At 56.1% G+C, this 17772-nt stretch carries 14 protein-coding genes; 8 read left to right on the plus strand and 6 right to left on the minus strand.

All coding sequences use genetic code 11. The annotated features are described in order from the left end of the window. Positions 1 to 106 precede the first annotated feature (106 nt). From celB to ECL_RS18825, 3 genes are read left to right on the plus strand one after another with little or no spacing between them, the layout of a single operon-like run. Positions 107 to 1426: a PTS cellobiose transporter subunit IIC gene (gene celB, locus ECL_RS18815; RefSeq protein WP_013098234.1), complete on the plus strand. Its 1320-nt coding sequence runs from the start codon at positions 107 to 109 to the stop codon at positions 1424 to 1426. Between the two features lie 3 nt (positions 1427 to 1429). Next, positions 1430 to 2383 carry a glycosylasparaginase gene (locus ECL_RS18820; RefSeq protein WP_013098235.1) on the plus strand — a complete coding sequence of 318 codons (954 nt, stop codon included), beginning with the start codon at positions 1430 to 1432 and terminating at the stop codon, positions 2381 to 2383. Positions 2384 to 2385: 2 nt separating this feature from the next. Continuing rightward, entirely contained in the window at positions 2386 to 3807 is a 1422-nt protein-coding gene (locus ECL_RS18825) for a leucyl aminopeptidase family protein (protein ID WP_013098236.1), read from the plus strand. A 76-nt stretch (positions 3808 to 3883) separates the two neighbouring features. Here the strand turns inward: ECL_RS18825 and ECL_RS18830 are convergent, their stop codons facing one another. The 5 genes from ECL_RS18830 to bglK all read right to left on the minus strand — a co-directional run bounded on the left by ECL_RS18830 (position 3884) and on the right by bglK (position 9245). Next, the gene (locus tag ECL_RS18830; RefSeq protein WP_211944493.1) at positions 3884 to 4585 is read right to left on the minus strand and encodes a DnaA inactivator Hda; all 702 of its coding nucleotides are present in this window, start codon (positions 4583 to 4585) and stop codon (positions 3884 to 3886) included. Positions 4586 to 4680: 95 nt separating this feature from the next. Beyond that, positions 4681 to 5970: a uracil permease gene (gene uraA, locus ECL_RS18835; protein ID WP_013098238.1), complete on the minus strand. Its 1290-nt coding sequence runs from the start codon at positions 5968 to 5970 to the stop codon at positions 4681 to 4683. An 86-nt stretch (positions 5971 to 6056) separates the two neighbouring features. Further along, positions 6057 to 6683: a uracil phosphoribosyltransferase gene (gene upp, locus ECL_RS18840; protein ID WP_003860560.1), complete on the minus strand. Its 627-nt coding sequence runs from the start codon at positions 6681 to 6683 to the stop codon at positions 6057 to 6059. Positions 6684 to 6910: 227 nt separating this feature from the next. Then, positions 6911 to 8341 (minus strand): 6-phospho-beta-glucosidase, encoded by a 1431-nt coding sequence (locus tag ECL_RS18845; protein WP_013098239.1) that lies wholly within the window; start codon positions 8339 to 8341, stop codon positions 6911 to 6913. A gap of 10 nt (positions 8342 to 8351) precedes the next feature. After that, positions 8352 to 9245, minus strand: coding sequence for a beta-glucoside kinase BglK (gene bglK / locus ECL_RS18850; protein WP_013098240.1), 894 nt, complete (start codon positions 9243 to 9245; stop codon positions 8352 to 8354). 247 nt (positions 9246 to 9492) lie between these two features. On the opposite strand from bglK, the gene purM reads away from it, so the two are divergent. From purM to ppx, 4 genes are all read left to right on the plus strand, one after another. Further along, positions 9493 to 10530, plus strand: a complete 1038-nt coding sequence (gene purM, locus ECL_RS18855; RefSeq protein WP_013098241.1) for a phosphoribosylformylglycinamidine cyclo-ligase — start codon at positions 9493 to 9495, stop codon at positions 10528 to 10530. Continuing rightward, on the plus strand, positions 10527 to 11168 hold the full coding sequence (purN, locus tag ECL_RS18860; RefSeq protein WP_013098242.1) for a phosphoribosylglycinamide formyltransferase: 642 nt from the start codon (positions 10527 to 10529) through the stop codon (positions 11166 to 11168). Before purM ends, purN begins: the two co-directional genes overlap by 4 nt. A 206-nt stretch (positions 11169 to 11374) precedes the next feature. Then, positions 11375 to 13435 (plus strand): polyphosphate kinase 1, encoded by a 2061-nt coding sequence (gene ppk1 / locus ECL_RS18865; protein WP_013098243.1) that lies wholly within the window; start codon positions 11375 to 11377, stop codon positions 13433 to 13435. Positions 13436 to 13438: 3 nt separating this feature from the next. Next, complete coding sequence (ppx, locus tag ECL_RS18870; RefSeq protein ID WP_044157876.1) at positions 13439 to 14977, plus strand: exopolyphosphatase; 1539 nt, start codon at positions 13439 to 13441, stop codon at positions 14975 to 14977. Positions 14978 to 14981: 4 nt separating this feature from the next. On the opposite strand, the gene ECL_RS18875 is transcribed toward ppx, so the two are convergent. Beyond that, the gene (locus tag ECL_RS18875; protein ID WP_013098245.1) at positions 14982 to 17222 is read right to left on the minus strand and encodes an EAL domain-containing protein; all 2241 of its coding nucleotides are present in this window, start codon (positions 17220 to 17222) and stop codon (positions 14982 to 14984) included. A 351-nt stretch (positions 17223 to 17573) separates the two neighbouring features. Here ECL_RS18875 and ECL_RS18880 point away from each other — a divergent pair, with 351 nt between their 5' ends. Then, positions 17574 to 17762, plus strand: coding sequence for a YfgG family protein (locus tag ECL_RS18880; protein WP_086528036.1), 189 nt, complete (start codon positions 17574 to 17576; stop codon positions 17760 to 17762). The last annotated feature ends 10 nt before the right edge of the window (positions 17763 to 17772 follow it).

Genomic DNA, 17772 nt, shown 5'->3' on the forward strand with positions numbered 1-17772 from the left:
ACCAGCGATTGCTTTGTGACCGATTTCACCTTTCGCACGCCGCGCTTCACTGATAATCCCCAGAGATAACATAAACAATACCTCTCAATCTTGTACGGAGTTCACAATGAACAATGTTCTGGGATTTCTTGAAGCAAAACTGATGCCGCTGGCGGCCAAAACGGCCCAGCAGCGTCATCTTGGTGCCATTCGCGGTGCCTACGTTTCATTCATGCCGTTTATCATCGTCGGCTCTATCCTGCTGGTGATCTCCTCCTTCCCCAACCAAACCTATCAGCAGTTTATGTCTCAGGCGTTTGGGGAAAGCTGGAGCGCGATTATCGAAATCCCGTTCAACGCGGTGTTCTCGACCATGTCGCTGTTTATCAGCTTCCTGGTCGCCTATCGCCTGGCTGAACACTATGGCGAAGACCGTATCTCCTGCGGCATTCTGGCGCTGGTCGCCTTTCTGATCCTGACCCCTTTTATCAAAGTGGCGGAACAGGGTGGCATCACCGTCATGCCGGTAGAGTGGATTGGCAGTAAAGGGTTATTCGTGGCGATGATTGGCTCTCTGCTTTGGACGGAGCTGTTCTGCTGGCTGAAGCGCAAAAAACTGGTTATCAGAATGCCGGATGGCGTGCCGCCTGCGGTGCAGGAGTCGTTCGGGGCGCTGATCCCTGCCCTCTTGGTGATGATCCTGGTGCTGATGATCCGTATCGGCTTTGAAAACACCCATTACAACACCATCCATCAGTTTATTTACGAGGTAGTAGCAACCCCGGTTCGCCACTACGGCACTTCCTATTTTGGCGCGCTGATGACGGTCTTCAGCATCACCATTCTGTGGTCAGTGGGCATTAACTCCGGTTCGATGATCAACGGCATTATTCGCCCGCTGTGGATGGAGAACCAGACCGATAACATCGCCGCCATTCAGGCCGGCGCTACCCCACCGCACATTATCACCGAACAGTTTTTTGACATGATCTGGATGGGCGGCGCAGGGGCCACGCTGTCGCTGGTGATTGCGATGCTGATTTTCGCCCGCAGTAAAAACATGCGCGAAGTGGCACGCCTGGGCGCGGGGGCCTCGGTGTTTAACATCAACGAGCCGATTCTGTTCGGCCTGCCGGTGATCATGAACCCGATCATGCTCATTCCGTTCAATCTGGTGCCGCTGGTGCTGGTCACCGTGCAGTACGTGGCAATGAAAATTGGTGCGGTCGCCGTCACCACCGGGGTGTTTATCCCCTGGACGCTGCCGCCTGTTATCAGCGGTTTTATCGTCACCGGGCATCTCAGCGGCAGCATCATGCAGCTTATCAACCTGCTGATTGGCGCCATGCTGTATCTGCCATTCATGCGTATCGTGGATAAACAGTACCGCGCCGCGGAGATTGCCACCGTGACGCAAACCGACACCACCCTTGCAAAACAGGAGTAAAGCATGTGGGGAATTATCGCCACCTGGCGAATGGCGCTTGAAGGCGTCACCGAGTCGGCCTCTGCGCTGGCAGCTGGGAAACCGGTGGCTGCCGCGGTCGTGGATGCCGTTGCCGCCGTCGAGGACTTCCCGTTCTATAAATCGGTCGGCTACGGCGGGCTACCAACCGAAAATGGCGAGGTGGAACTGGACGCCGCCTACATGGACGGCGACACGCTGGCGTTTGGCGCCGTGGGAAATCTGGTGGATATCGCCAACCCGGTACGCGTGGCGCAGGCGTTAAGCCGCCAGCGCTATAACAGCCTGCTGGTCGGCCAGGGCGCACGCGAGTGGGCATTGAGCCAGGGTTTTGCCGACAAAACGATGCTCACCGACCGGGCCATGCAGCACTACCGCAAGCGCTGCCGGGAGACGCTGGATAAAGGCTTAAGCCCCTACGATGGCCATGACACGGTCGGGATTATCGGTCTCGACAAACAGGGATCCATGAGCGTGGCGACCTCCACCAGCGGCCTGTTTATGAAAAAGCGCGGCCGACTTGGCGATTCGCCGATCATCGGCTCCGGCTTCTACTGCGACAGTGAAACCGGCGCCGCCACCGCCACGGGCGTGGGCGAAGATCTGATGAAAGGCTGCACCAGCTACGAAATTGTTCGCCGCATGGCGCAGGGGATGTCTCCGCAGCAGGCGGCAGATTCCGTGGTGTTCGAGCTGGAAGACAAGCTGATGTCGCGCTTTGGCCGCGCGGGGGATCTCTCCGTGGTATGCATGAATAACAAAGGTGAATTTGGCGCCGCCACCAACATTAAAACGTTCTCCTTTGTGGTGGCGACGGCACGCCAGCCGCTGACCGTGTTTCGCGCCGAACGCCTGCGGGAAAAAACGCACTATCAGGCGGTGGATGATGAATGGATGCAGGCCTATGCCGCACGGATCCGCGCACCGATTGAGGAGTAATGATGATGACGTATCAGCTGATAACCGCCCTTTCTGACGTAAAGCCACACGGCCACCTCATCGCCCGCAGCACGTCTACGCTGTTGCCGGACACGCCACTGATTGCGGAAATGCGCGGGCAAGATGCCGTTGCCGACACCCGTTTTGGCTGTGCGCCTTTTGCACGCATCACGCTGGTGCCGGATGCTCTCTGGCAGGATAGCCTTACCGAAGGATTGCTTACGGCACTCCGTCCGCTGCTGGTCACGCCCGTCAGTACCGACGTGGTCCTGGATGTCACCCACATTGACGACGTTGTGCTGCAACAGGTCCTGCGTTTTCTTTTTAATCAGTCGCACAGGCTTAGCGATCTGCAGCTGAAGAAAGCGGACGATGTCACTTTGCGCGTTGAGCACGTTACCGCCCTCTGCCTGCCAGAACAGCAGGCGCGGCTGGACGTTATCTTCCGCCAGCAGCTCGCCATTAGCCGTGGAATGGTCGCCGCACGCCGTCTGGCCGATATCCCCTCCGACCGCTGCACGCCGCAGTTTATGGTGCAGGAGGCGCAAACATTGTGCGCGGCCTTCCCTGCCCTGCGCTGTGAAGTGCTGGATGAAAAGCAGATCGTTGAGCAGGGTCTGGGGCTGCTTCACGCCGTTGGCAAAGGCGCCTCCTGCCCGCCACGACTGCTGGCTATTCACTATGACGGTGTTTCTGACGGCCCGGTGCGCTGCTATGTTGGTAAAGGCATTACCTTCGATACCGGCGGCCTGTGGCTCAAGGATGGCGCGGGCATGTACACCATGAAATATGACATGTGCGGGGCAGCGAACGTGCTGGGGCTGATGCTGACCGTTGCAGAGCTGGCGCTCCCCGTGCGCCTCATGGGCGTGCTGGCGCTGGCAGAAAACGCCATCGGCCCGGACGCCATGCAGCCTGGCACGGTAGCCAGAGCCTGCAACGGCACCACGGTTGAAATCAACAATACCGATGCCGAAGGCCGACTGGTGCTGGCAGACGCTATCGCCTGGGCCAGCCAGCGCCATCCGCAGGCGCGCTACATTATCGATATGGCAACGCTGACGGGTGCGGTGGTCAAAGCGCTGGGATATGAGCTGAGCGGGTTGATGACCCAGGACGAGCCACTGCGCCAGGCGCTGACGCAGGCAGGAAAACAGAGCGGAGATGAAGTGTGGTCCCTGCCGCTGGATGCGCGGCTGAAAAAGCAGACCGACAGCGCCATCGCCGATCTGTGCAATACGCCGCCCAACAATGCGGCGATCAGTGCCTCGGCGGCGTGGCTGCTGCATCACTTCTGCCCGCCGACAATCCCGTGGGCGCATCTGGATATTAGCGGTACGGCGCTGTGGCGTGAGGGTGGCAGAAGCGTGGCCTCAGGGAGGCCGATTCCGCTGCTGGTTGAGCACCTGATGGGAGACCTCTAGCCGGGTGGCGGCTGCGCCTTACCCGGCCTATTCGATCCCGTAGGCCCGGTAAGCGCAGCGCCACCGGGCAAAAAACTCAAAGCTTCAGAATATCTTTCACAAACGGAATGGTGAGCTTGCGCTGGGCGGTAATGGAGGCGCGATCGAGCTGATCGAGCGTATCAAACAGCGTGCGCATCTCGCGATCCAGACGCTTGAGCAGGAAGCGCCCTACGTCTTCCGGCAGTTCAAATCCGCGCAGTCTGGCGCGCAGCTGAAGCGCCTGGAGTTTGTCTTCATCTGACAGCGGTTGCAGTTTGTAGATTTGCCCCCAGTCGAGTCGGGAGGCCAGATCCGGCAGCCCCAGATTCAGCTGGCGCGGCGGACGATCGCCGGTGATCAGCAGCCGGGTTTTGCCCGATTCCAGGATACGGTTATAGAGGTTAAAGATCGCCATTTCCCACGGCTCATCCCCCGCCACGCATTCGATATTATCGATGCAGACCAGGGAGAGATGTTCCATTCCCTCCAGCACGTCAGGCACAAACCAGGTACGTTTATCCAGCGGTACATAGCCTACCGCATCCCCCCGCGCTGAAAGCTCAGCACAGGCGGCATGCAACAGGTGACTGCGTCCCGCGCCTTCGCGTGACCAGATATAGATGTATCCGCTGTGATCCTGGCGCAGCACATTCTGCAGTGCAGCCAGTAAAGAGGGGTTATCACCCGGCCAGAAACTCGCGAAAGTTTCGTCGTCAGGGAGATAGAGTGGCAGAGAGAGCTGTGCCGGTCCGTTCAGAAGTACCTCAACCAGATCTTACATAAAATCGGAACGGAGTTTAGCACGGAACCTGCCAGGAGAGAACCGGGCGGATCGTCCACCCGGTTTTACGATCAGTGTGACGCTTTTTCGCTTTCGTCGGCGTCCAGCACCACCTCTTCAGGGCGGATCACGGAAATCAGCTTGAAAATCAGGCTCAGGCCCACACCAACGATGGTCGCCAGCGCCATGCCTTTCAGCTCGGCCGCGCCGATGTGTACCTTCGCGCCGCTCACGCCGATGATCAGGATAACGGAAGTCAGGATCAGGTTCTGCGCTTTGCTGTAGTCCACTTTGGACTCAATCAGCACGCGAATACCGGATGCGCCAATTACGCCGTACAGCAGCAGAGACACGCCGCCCATCACCGGAACCGGGATGATCTGGATCGCTGCCGCCAGTTTACCCACGCAGGAGAGCAGGATTGCGATGATTGCCGCGCCGCCGATAACCCAGGTGCTGTAAACGCGGGTGATCGCCATGACGCCAATATTCTCACCGTAGGTGGTGTTTGGCGTGGAGCCAAAGAAACCGGAGATGATCGTCGAGAAGCCGTTTGCAAACATCGAACGGTGCAGACCCGGGTCGCGGATCAGGTCACGTTTAACGATGTTCGCCGTCACCACAAGGTGGCCAACGTGTTCAGCAATAACCACCAGCGCGGCAGGCAGAATAGTGAAGATAGCAAACCATTCAAAGCGTGGCGTATAGAAGGTTGGCAGGGCAAACCAGTGCGCCTGAGCAATTGGCGTGGTATCGACAACGCCCATCACGAAGGAGAGTGCATAACCCGCCAGCACGCCGATCAGGATCGGGATAATCGCCATAAAACCGCGGAACAGCACGGAGCCAAATACCGTCACACCCAGCGTCACCAGTGAGATGATGATGGTTTTAGAGTCCGGCGACTGCCCATCAGCAGGCAGCAGGCCAGCCATATTCGCCGCCACGCCTGCCAGCTCCAGACCGATAACGGCAACGATGGCCCCCATCGCCGCCGGTGGGAACATCACGTCCAGCCAGCCGGTACCGGCCTTCTTCACAATGAAAGAGACCAGGCAGAACAACACACCGCACATGATAAAACCGCCCAGCGCCACTTCATACCCCAAGGGCAGCAGCAGCAACACCGGCGAGATAAAGGCAAAGCTCGACCCCAGATACGCCGGGATTTTACCTTTACAGATAAAGAGGTACAGCAGCGTCCCGATACCATTGAACAACAGCACGGTAGCCGGGTTAATGTGAAACAGGATTGGCACCAGCACGGTTGCGCCAAACATAGCGAACAGGTGCTGCAAACTAAGCGGGATAGTCTGTAAAAGCGGCGGTCTTTCACTCACCCCGATAGCACGGCGCGTCATAGTGTTTTCCTCTGAGATGGTTAGTTATGTGTGTTTTATTCAAAAAAAAGCCGACTTTCAAAGCCGGCTTATTTATCGTTATTCGATTATTTCGTACCAAAGATCTTATCGCCGGCATCGCCCAGCCCCGGGATGATGTACCCGTGCTCGTTGAGCCCCTGGTCGACAGACGCGGTGTACAGCTCCACATCCGGGTGTGCTTTTTCCAGCGCCGCGATCCCTTCCGGTGCCGCAACCAGCACCAGCACTTTGATGCTGCTGCAGCCTGCTTTCTTCAGCAGGTCGATGGTGGCAATCATTGAGCCGCCGGTCGCCAGCATCGGGTCAACCACCAGCGCCATACGCTCGTCGATGTTAGACACCAGCTTCTGGAAGTACGGAACCGGCTCCAGGGTTTCTTCATTACGGTAGATCCCCACCACGCTGATACGCGCGCTCGGTACGTGCTCCAGCACGCCTTCCATCATGCCAAGACCAGCACGCAGGATTGGCACCACGGTAATTTTCTTACCTTTGATCTGCTCAACCTGCACCGGGCCGTTCCAGCCTTCGATGGTCACTTTTTCCGTTTCGAGGTCAGAGGTCGCTTCGTAGGTCAGCAGGCTGCCGACTTCAGATGCCAGTTCGCGAAAACGCTTCGTGCTGATGTCATGCTCACGCATCAGGCCCAACTTGTGTTTAACGAGTGGGTGTTTCACTTCCACAATCTTCATTCTCTTTCTCCTCTGAGGTGGCATCCGCAAAAAAATCGCGGGATTATACCGCTTTTTTCGGATTAGGCCATACCCATCTTGCTTGACGTATATCAAGCAAAGTGATTTAGAGACAAAAAAACCGGAGGCGAGACTCCGGCTTGGGTGCGGGATTCTGCCCGGTGGCGCTGCGCTTACGCGGGCCTACGTGTAGTGTAGGTCGGGTAAGCGTAAGCGCCACCCGACAATTACAGGTTATCGCCGTTGCTCGCAATCACCTGCTTATACCAGTCAAACGACTTTTTCTTGCTGCGGTTCAGCGTGCCGTTCCCTTCGTTGTCTTTATCAACAAAGATAAACCCGTAGCGTTTCTTCATCTCGCCGGTGCCGGCAGAAACGAGATCGATACAGCCCCACGGGGTGTAGCCCATCAGATCCACGCCATCTTCCACCACCGCTTTTTTCATCTCGCGGATGTGCGCCGAGAGATAATCAATGCGGTACTGGTCGTTCACCGTGCCGTCGCTCTCCTGCACGTCAATCGCGCCGAAGCCGTTCTCAACGATGAACAGCGGCAGCTGGTAGTGATCCCAGAACCAGTTCAGGGAGTAGCGCAGGCCAACCGGGTCAATCTGCCAACCCCAGTCAGATTTCTGCACGTACGGGTTGGAGACCAGGCTCTTGCTTTCATCGTAATCCAGTTCCGGGTTATCCGCCGTCGCTTTGGTGGCAAAGGACATGTAATAGCTAAAGCCGATGTAATCCACGCAGCCCTGCGTCAGCGCCGCTTTGTCTTCTTCGGTAATGTCCAGCGTGAAACCACGACGCGCAAAGTAGTTAAGCAGATGCTGCGGATACTTGCCACGCACGTGAACGTCGGTGAACCAGTAGCGACGATGCATTGCGTTCATCGCCATCATGATATCGTCAGGCGCACAAGTCAGCGGATAAATGGGGCACATGGCAATCATGCAGCCGATCTGCAGGGAAGGATTAATCTCGCGCCCGGCTTTTACCGCCAGCGCGCTGGCCACCAGTTCATAGTGCGCGGCCTGGAACATCACCGGCTCACGGTCTTCACCCGGCGCATACTTCAGCCCGGAGTTGGTAAACGGCGCAAAATCTTCGTGGAAGTTAGCCTGGTTGTTGATCTCGTTAAAGGTCATCCAGTACTTCACCTTATGCTGATAGCGCTGGAAGACCGCTTTTGCGAAGCGGACAAAGAAGTCGATCAGCTTACGGTTGCGCCAGCCGCCGTACTCGGTGACCAGATGATACGGCATCTCAAAATGCGACAGGGTGATAACCGGTTCGATGCCGTATTTGAGGCACTCATCGAACAGGTCATCGTAGAATTGAAGGCCCGCTTCGTTCGGCTCCAGCTCATCCCCTTTCGGGAAAATACGCGTCCAGGCAATGGAGGTACGGAAGCATTTGAACCCCATCTCCGCAAAGAGTTTGATGTCTTCTTTATAGCGATGGTAAAAATCGATGGCTTCGTGGTTCGGGTAGTTTTTTCCTGGCAGCACGCCGTCGGTGATTTCACGCGGCACGCCGTGGGCGCCAGCGGTCATAACATCGGCGACGCTTACGCCTTTACCGCCCTCTTTCCAGCCACCTTCCAGCTGGTGCGCGGCCACCGCGCCGCCCCACAGAAAACCTTCTTTAAATCCTGACATACTCTTTCCCTCATTCGATGTTGCTGATTGCTGACGGATACTGCTGTCTGAAGTGGTAAACCGCGCCGACAAGACCGGCCCGGTTGCCGTGGCTGACGACATCGGCGATATCCGCGATGCCAAACCACGCAAGATGGGTGCGAAGCAGATCCATAAACCCGGGCCGCTCCGCGATACCGCCGCCAATGAAGATGGTCTGCGGGTCGAACACATTCGCCAGGTTGTAGAGCCCTGTCGCAATGCCGTTAAGAAAATCATCCACCAGGCGGCGGCATACGGTGTCGCCTGCGTCATAGCCATCAAAAATGGCCTCGCCGGTGACGCTCTCAAGCGTCAGACCATGAAAATCGGCATAGCGCTTGCGAAGCGTGCGTAACGTGCAGTTTTCATTCATGGAGTGGCGGGCAACACGTCTTGAGTCTGCCCTTTCCGTGAGCATGTAGCCGAACTCTCCGGCGCGAAAACGCGCCCCGTGAACCAGCCTGCCGTTGCAGAAAATTGCCCCGCCGATCCCGGTGCCGATGGTCAGTACCAGAAAGTTATCAATATCCTTCGCCTTGCCCTGCCAGCGCTCCGCCAGCAGCACGCAGTTAGCGTCATTCTCGACGGTGACCGGTAAACCCGTTTTCGCCTCAAGCCAGCCTTTCATTGCGAACTGGTCGAAGCGGCGAATGGCCCCGCCCATCTCAATAAAGCCGGTATGCGGATTAACATACCCCGGCGCGCTGATGGCGATCCCCTTAAGCCCGGGATGGGCCGTTACCCAGTTCAGCATCTGCGCAAGAATGGCGTCACCGTCGCTGTTCCTGATGGCGGCCTTATCCGTTTGCAGTAGCTCTCCCTGCGCTGTCGCAATGCCCATTTTTAACGCGGTGCCACCGATATCAAATGCGGCGATGTTCATGGCCTTCATTCCTCCTAAATGAAACTGAAACCGGTTTCATTTCATGATGTTCATTCCCTAAACCGCATGCAAGCAGATCGCCGAAACCGGTTTCATTTTCGTGAACGGAGTCAAGTTTGCGCGCCGCCGGGGGCGGAGCAGAAAAAAAGATCCTCGCGCCGAGAATAGGCTCGCAAACGTTTGCCTGGACTGTTAGAATTGCGCCGATTTTTCTTACTAGCTATGCAATCGCGTGGGGACTTGAGCCGTGACCAACAAAACTTCTCTCAGCTACAAAGATGCCGGTGTTGATATTGACGCAGGTAATGCGCTGGTTGACCGAATCAAAGGTGTGGTGAAAAAAACCCGCCGCCCGGAAGTGATGGGTGGTCTGGGTGGCTTCGGCGCACTGTGCGCGCTGCCGCAAAAATATCGTGAACCTGTTCTGGTCTCGGGTACTGACGGTGTAGGCACAAAACTGCGCCTGGCGATGGATTTAAAACGTCACGACACGATCGGTATCGATCTGGTCGCGATGTGTGTAAACGACCTGGTGGTACAGGGCGCTGAGCCGCTGTTCTTCCTCGACTACTACGCGACAGGCAAACTGGATGTGGATACCGCAGCCAGCGTGATCAACGGTATTGCCGAAGGCTGTCTGCAGTCTGGCTGCGCGCTGGTTGGCGGTGAAACCGCAGAAATGCCAGGCATGTATCACGGCGAAGATTATGACGTCGCAGGCTTCTGCGTGGGTGTGGTAGAAAAATCAGAAATTATCGACGGCAGTAAAGTGGCTGATGGTGATGTGCTGATTGCGCTGGCCTCCAGCGGCCCGCACTCTAACGGCTACTCGCTGGTGCGTAAAATCCTCGAAGTAAGCGGTTGCGACCCACAAACCACCGAACTTGAAGGTAAACCTCTGGCTGACCATCTGCTGGCACCGACCCGCATCTACGTGAAAAACGTGCTGGAGCTGATTGAGAACGTTGACGTTCACGCCATTGCCCACCTGACCGGTGGCGGCTTCTGGGAAAACATTCCGCGCGTACTGCCGGACAACACCCAGGCGGTAATCGACGAATCGTCCTGGCAGTGGCCAGCGGTCTTTAACTGGCTGCAAACCGCGGGCAACGTGAGTTCTCACGAAATGTACCGCACCTTTAACTGTGGCGTAGGTATGGTGATCGCCCTGCCAGCGAGCGAAGCGGATAAAGCCGTTAAGCTGCTGACGGACAAAGGTGAAAACGCGTGGAAAATCGGTATTATCAAAGCTTCCGATTCCGAACAGCGTGTGGTCATTGAATGAAAAACATCGTGGTGCTCATTTCCGGCAACGGAAGCAATTTGCAGGCCATCATTGACGCCTGCAAACAGAAGAAAATCAATGGCACCATTCGGGCAGTATTCAGCAACAAGGCCGACGCGTTCGGCCTTGAGCGCGCCCGGGAAGCAAACATTCCCGCGCACGCGCTGGAGGCCAGTCAGTTCGCTGGCCGTGAAGCATTTGACCGCGAGCTGGTTCAGGAGATTGATGCCTACGCGCCGGACGTTGTGGTGCTGGCGGGGTATATGCGTATCCTGAGCCCGGCGTTTGTCGGGCACTACGCCGGGCGTCTGATGAATATCCACCCTTCGCTTCTGCCGAAATATCCCGGCCTGCACACCCATCGTCAGGTGCTGGAAAACGGCGATGAAGAGCACGGGACCTCGGTGCATTTCGTGACCGATGAGCTGGACGGCGGACCGGTGATCCTGCAGGCGAAAGTCCCGGTCTTTGACGGCGACACCGAAGACGACATCACCGAACGGGTGCAGAGCCAGGAACATGCCATTTATCCACTGGTGGTCAGCTGGTTTGTCGACGGGCGTCTGGCGATGCGCGACGGGGCTGCCTGGCTGGATGGCATGAAACTGCCCCCGCAGGGTTACGCGGCCGAAGAGTAGTCTGTTCTGTCGGGTGGCGCAGCAGCGCTTACCCGACCAACAAAGCGCATTACCCGATATTCCCTTCTCCAACCTTCTAAAATCTCCAACAAAAAAATAACTGTCATACTTTTCTGGCACTGTTGGACATATCGTGGAAATGCTCGCCATAATAAGGACGAGACGGATTTACCACGTCCTGTGATTGAACTGGAGTGTGAGCTGTAATGGGTCAGGAAAAGTTATATATCGAGAAAGAGCTAAGCTGGTTAGCATTCAACGAACGCGTACTCCAGGAAGCGGCGGACAAAAGCAACCCGCTTATTGAGCGCATGCGTTTTTTGGGCATTTATTCCAACAACCTTGATGAGTTCTACAAGGTTCGCTTTGCCGAGCTGAAACGGCGGATCATCATCAGCGAAGAGCAGGGCTTAAACTCTCACTCTCGCCATCTGTTAGGCAAAATTCAGTCCCGCGTGTTGAAAGCCGATCAGGAATTTGACGGCCTCTATAACGAATTGCTGCTGGAGATGGCACGCAATCAAATCTTCCTGATTAACGAACGTCAGCTCTCCGTTAACCAACAAAACTGGCTGCGCCACTACTTTAAACAGTATCTGCGCCAGCACATCACCCCTATTCTGATCAACCGCGAAACCGATCTGGTGCAGTTCCTGAAAGATGACTACACCTACCTGGCGGTGGAAATTATTCGCGGTGAATCCATCCGTTACGCGCTGCTGGAGATCCCGTCCGACAAGGTGCCACGTTTTGTGAACCTGCCGCCGGAAACCCCGCGCAGACGCAAACCGATGATCCTGCTGGATAACATCCTGCGCTACTGTCTGGACGATATCTTCAAAGGCTTCTTCGATTACGACGCGTTAAACGCCTACTCGATGAAGATGACCCGTGACGCCGAATATGACCTGGTGCACGAGATGGAAGCCAGCCTGATGGAGCTGATGTCCTCCAGCCTCAAGCAGCGTCTGACGGCCGAACCGGTGCGCTTTGTCTATCAGCGTGATATGCCAGACGCGATGGTGGAAATGCTGCGCGACAAGCTGACTATCTCGCGCTATGACTCCATCGTGCCGGGCGGTCGTTACCATAACTTTAAAGACTTTATTGGCTTCCCGAACGTCGGCAAAGCCAATCTGGTGAATAAACCGCTGCCGCGCCTGCGTCATCTCTGGTTCGATAAGTTCCGTAACGGTTTCGATGCCATCCGCGAACGCGACGTCCTGCTCTACTATCCGTATCACACGTTTGAACACGTGCTGGAGCTGCTGCGTCAGGCCTCCTTTGACCCGAGCGTGCTGGCAATCAAAATCAATATTTACCGCGTGGCGAAAGACTCCCGCATCATCGACGCGATGATCCACGCCGCGCACAACGGCAAAAAAGTGACCGTGGTGGTTGAGCTGCAGGCACGTTTCGACGAAGAGGCCAATATCCACTGGGCGCGCCGTCTGACGGAAGCGGGTGTACACGTTATCTTCTCTGCCCCGGGGCTGAAAATTCACGCCAAGCTGTTCCTTATCTCCCGTAAAGAGGGTGACGACGTGGTGCGCTATGCCCACATCGGTACCGGGAACTTTAACGAGAAAACCGCACGAATTTATACCGACTACTCGTTGCTGACCGCCGACGCGCGCATCACCAACGAGGTGCGTCGGGTGTTCAACTTTATTGAGAACCCGTACCGCCCGGTGAGCTTCGATTATCTGCTGGTGTCACCGCAGAACTCGCGCCGCCTGCTGTACGATATGATCGACAAAGAAATTGCCAACGCCCAGAAAGGCTTGTCGTCCGGCATCACGCTGAAGCTCAACAATCTGGTCGACAAAGGTCTCGTGGACAGACTCTATGCGGCGTCCAGCTCCGGCGTTCCGGTTAACCTGCTGATCCGCGGCATGTGCTCCCTCATCCCGGAACTGGAAGGCATCAGCGATAATATTCGCGTCATCAGCATTGTCGACCGCTACCTGGAGCACGATCGGGTCTATATTTTCGATAATGCGGGAGATAAACAGGTCTATCTCTCTTCGGCAGACTGGATGACGCGCAATATTGATTATCGAATTGAAGTCGCAGCGCCACTGCTGGATCCGCGCCTGAAACAGCGTATTCTCGACATTATCGAGATTCTGTTTAGCGACACGGTGAAAGCGCGCTATATCGACAAAGAACTCAGTAACCGCTATGTACCGCGCGGCAACCGCCGCAAAGTGCGGTCGCAACTGGCGATTTACGACTATATCAAATCACTCGAGCAACCCGATTAACCTATGCCGATAAATGATAAGACCCCACGACCACAGGAATTCGCCGCGGTCGACCTTGGTTCTAACAGTTTCCACATGGTCATCGCCCGTGAGGTGGATGGCGCGCTGCAGATCATCGGTCGTCTGAAGCAGCGCGTACACCTGGCAGATGGTCTTGATGAACGCAGCATGCTCAGCGAAGAGGCGATGGAGCGCGGCCTGAACTGCCTGTCGCTGTTTGCCGAACGCCTGCAGGGCTTCTCACCCTCCAGCGTCTGCATTGTGGGAACGCATACCCTGCGCCAGGCGCTGAATGCCCCTGAATTCCTCAAGCGTGCGGAAAAAGTGATCCCCTACCCCATTGAGATCATCTCCGGTAACGAAGAGGCGCGTCTGATTTTTATGGGCGTTGAGCACACGCAGCCGGAAAAAGGCCGCAAGCTGGTGATTGATATCGGCGGCGGCTCCACAGAGCTGGTCATTGGTGAAGACTTTGAACCGCGTCTGGTGGAAAGCCGCCGTATGGGCTGCGTCAGCTTTGCGCAGATGTATTTCCCGGGCGGTGCGATCTCGCGGGAAAACTTCCAGCGGGCGCGCATGGCCGCCGTTCAGAAGCTGGAAAATCTGGCCTGGCAGTACCGTATCCAGGGCTGGAACGTCGCGCTGGGGGCCTCGGGCACCATCAAAGCGGCCCATGAAGTGCTGCTGGCGATGGGTGAAAAAGACGGTTTTATCACCCCCGAACGCCTGACGTTGCTGACCGAAGAGGTGCTGAAACATAAAAGTTTCGATGCGTTAAGCCTGCCGGGTCTTTCCGACGAGCGTAAAGCGGTGTTTGTACCGGGGCTGGCTATCCTGTGCGGCGTATTCGATGCGCTGGCTATTAAGGAGCTTCGTCTCTCTGACGGCGCGCTGCGTGAAGGCGTGCTGTATGAGATGGAAGGCCGCTTCCGCCATCAGGATATTCGCAGCCGCACCGCGCAAAGCCTGGCAAACCAGTACAACATCGACCGCGAACAGGCGAAGCGGGTGCTGGAAACGACCGTTCAGATGTACGATCAGTGGCAGGAGCAGAATCCGAAGCTTGCCCATCCGCAGCTTGCCGCCCTGCTGAAATGGGCCGCGATGCTGCACGAAGTGGGCCTGAACATCAACCACAGCGGCATGCACCGTCATTCCGCCTACATTCTGCAAAACAGCGATTTGCCGGGCTTCAACCAGGAGCAGCAAACCATGATGGCGACGCTGGTGCGCTATCATCGCAAAGCCATTAAGCTCGACGATCTGCCGCGCTTCACGCTGTTCAAGAAAAAGCAGTTCCTGCCGATGATTCAGCTGCTGCGTCTGGGCGTGCTGCTGAATAACCAGCGTCAGGCCACTACCACGCCGCCCACGCTGAAACTCAAAACGGATGACCATCACTGGACGCTGAGCTTCCCGCACGACTGGTTTAGCCAGAATGCGCTGGTTCTGCTGGATCTGGAAAAAGAGCAGCAGTACTGGGAAGCGGTCACCGGCTGGCTGCTCAAAATCGAAGAAGAGAGCGCCGACGTCGCGGCGTAACGGCTCAGGCGTCCGCTACGGACGCCTCTGCCTCCAGCAGTGACTCAAGCGCCTCCGGCCGACCTATCAGATAGCCCTGCACATAGTCGATACCGAGCGCGTGAACCGCGCTACGTATCTCTTCGGTCTCCACATATTCCGCAACCACCAGCATCTTTTTCATTCGCGCTAAATGGCAAATAGAGGCCACAATCTGGTAATCCAGGCTGTTGCTGACGATATTGCGAATAAAGCTGCCGTCAATCTTGAGGATGTCTGCGTCCACGCTTTTCAGCCGCGCATAGCTTGCATAGCCGGTACCAAAATCATCTATCGCAATGCGTACGCCCATTTTTTGTAGCTGCCGGAGGGTATGCATCGCCTGCTCCGCGCTGCCGAAGGTACTGCACTCGGTCACCTCGAAGATCAACTGCCACGCCTCCACGGCGTATTTATTCAGCAGACGGCTCACCTCCAGCGGGAACTGCACCCGACAAACGGTTGAGGGCGCAAGATTAATGGCAAAGCGCTGGCCGGGCAGCCTGTCACGGTGTTCGGCCAGGAAACGCAGCGTGCGCTCCAGCACCCACAAATCGACCCGCGACGACAGGCCAAACTCCTGAGCGACGGGCAGGAACCGATCGGGAGTAAGTAACACGCCGTCCGCATCCGGCATCCGCAGCAGCACTTCATGATAGCGATCGCCACGCAGGCCGCGAACGGGCTGCGCCAGCAGGGTGAATTCGTTGTTGTCGAGCGCCTTTTGCAGGCGGCTCATCATCGCGATTTTATCCTTCAGGCTGCGCTGCAGATGGACAGCACCACGCTGCTGAAGGTTTTCCGGGTGGTTGGTTGAGAGCGACAGATCGGCAATAACCCCTAACTCCCCCAGCACCAGATAGAGATGGTTCACGGGTGAGCGTACATAGCAGTAACTCATGCCCACCTGCGGCTGTAGCGGCATGCCATCCCAGATAAAACGGAACTGTTTGATATGCTCATCCAGCGTCTCGATTCGCTGCTGGTGCGATTCCGCGTTGAGTCGCACCGCCAGATCATACCCGGTAAGGTGATACACCCGCTCATTGGGCTGGAGTGTGCCATTAACCCACTGTGCCAGCTGCTGTTTGTACAAAATTCGCAGCAGCACGCCATAATTTCGGCCCAGCACTTCCAGTTCAGGAATACGCAGTAAACAGAGCGCCGACCACGGGTTCCGGGCCAGATCGCGTAACAACGCCCGCAGGTTAGGCATATGGACAACCGGGTCGAGGAGCGCCAGCCTGCGGGAGCGCTTATTCACGGCACGCTGGCGGGTCGACAGCATCGACATATAGACCACCACAAACGAGAAGACCAGGTAGCTGGAAGAGGTGATCGCCAGTTGAATGTCGTAGCCCTGATTCACAGGGATATAACGGTAAAAATAGTGAATTGAGACCAGCAGGACCGGCGTCCAGATGAGGGATGTCAGCCTGTAACCAAAGCGCATCGCGCCCCAGAGCATCACCGGCATCAGGAGCGACAGCGTGTAGTTAGTGGTGAAGATAGAGCTGTTCTCATTCATTGGTATCAGCAGCAACAGCAGCAGCCCGCCCAGTATGATCAACCAGACCAGAAACTCGATGAACGTCACCTTTTTATCGATCTGCGCGCGACTCTGAGAAATCAATGCCCTGAAGTAACGCGGATGGCGAATCAGACGGATTATCAGGTAACTCAGCGGTACGCCCGTTAAGCCGCTGACCAGCAGCGCCTGATAGTTGATCAGCGTGTGAATATTAAGCGGGTTCAGCCCCGCCAGGCTCTGGCGACTCTCATACACGCCCAGATAAACCGCAAACTGAAACAGCACCAGAAACAGCGTTGCCGGACATAACACCTGCCAGAAAATGCGCTGCGCCATCAGCCGTATATCGCCGTAAGCCGTCATATTGCGTCTGGGGGCAAAGACGCGATAACCGCCCCAACTCAGCACTAAGGGAATAATAAAATGGAAGATCCCGGCAACGGTTTCAAACAGCCCAACTTGCGGGTAATAGCGAATAAACAGCGACAGCACTATTCCGGGAATCGCCCCAACGCCGAAAAACAGCATTAAGGTGAGCAGGAAAAAGAGCGGCAGATAATAGAGTGCCACAATGCCGTCGCCCAGTTGCGTCAGGGTATTGGCCGCGCTCAGCACGGGCAGCAACACCACCGGTAAAATAAGCGGCAGCGCCCACCAGCGGTCTTTATTCTGTTTCAGGAAAGCGATAGTGTTCATAGATGCCCGGTTAAACCCCTTTCTCCTGAGGGAAAATGAAGACAGGCATCCGACCTGACGTACGTGCTGCCCGCTAACACCCGGGGCAAACAGTATGGAGGAGGGATTTTAAATACCACTGCGGGGAATCCGTTGACTTAAATCAAACTATTTAATTCAAAATTTCCTTTCTTCTGTTTTTTTCCGGTTAATTTTCCTCGTGTTATCAATATCGTAAATGCAATTATTATTTTTAATAACATCGGTTAATGTATATGTTGACGGTTATTTACACATCGCAGAATTGACCCACCCTTCCCGCTGTGCCTTAATATCCGCGTCGCCCAAAAGGGTATGTCCAGGAAAAACACAGTGAGTCAGGCCACACGTATGCGAAAACGACATCGATTTAACACTCGAATGACCCGCATCATATTGCTTATCAGCTTCCTGTTTTTCTTTGGCCGCTTCGTTTATTCCTCCATTGGTGCCTGGTATCACCATCAGGACAAACTCCAGTCGCAGCAAACGGGTCTGGTGGTCGACGCACCCGTGCGCTAGTCAGAATGTC

Origin of the sequence: Enterobacter cloacae subsp. cloacae ATCC 13047, from assembly GCF_000025565.1 — a bacterium.
Classification (GTDB): Bacteria; Pseudomonadota; Gammaproteobacteria; order Enterobacterales; family Enterobacteriaceae; genus Enterobacter; species Enterobacter cloacae.

Coding starts and splice junctions, on each gene's coding strand:
- celB (WP_013098234.1), top strand. CDS start 107: ATGAACAATGTTCTGGGATTTCTTGAAGCAAAACTGATGCCGCTGGCG.
- ECL_RS18820 (WP_013098235.1), top strand. CDS start 1,430: ATGTGGGGAATTATCGCCACCTGGCGAATGGCGCTTGAAGGCGTCACC.
- ECL_RS18825 (WP_013098236.1), top strand. CDS start 2,386: ATGATGACGTATCAGCTGATAACCGCCCTTTCTGACGTAAAGCCACAC.
- uraA (WP_013098238.1), bottom strand. CDS start 5,970: ATGACGCGCCGTGCTATCGGGGTGAGTGAAAGACCGCCGCTTTTACAG.
- upp (WP_003860560.1), bottom strand. CDS start 6,683: ATGAAGATTGTGGAAGTGAAACACCCACTCGTTAAACACAAGTTGGGC.
- ECL_RS18845 (WP_013098239.1), bottom strand. CDS start 8,341: ATGTCAGGATTTAAAGAAGGTTTTCTGTGGGGCGGCGCGGTGGCCGCG.
- bglK (WP_013098240.1), bottom strand. CDS start 9,245: ATGAACATCGCCGCATTTGATATCGGTGGCACCGCGTTAAAAATGGGC.
- purN (WP_013098242.1), top strand. CDS start 10,527: ATGAAAAACATCGTGGTGCTCATTTCCGGCAACGGAAGCAATTTGCAG.
- ppk1 (WP_013098243.1), top strand. CDS start 11,375: ATGGGTCAGGAAAAGTTATATATCGAGAAAGAGCTAAGCTGGTTAGCA.
- ppx (WP_044157876.1), top strand. CDS start 13,439: ATGCCGATAAATGATAAGACCCCACGACCACAGGAATTCGCCGCGGTC.
- ECL_RS18875 (WP_013098245.1), bottom strand. CDS start 17,222: ATGAACACTATCGCTTTCCTGAAACAGAATAAAGACCGCTGGTGGGCG.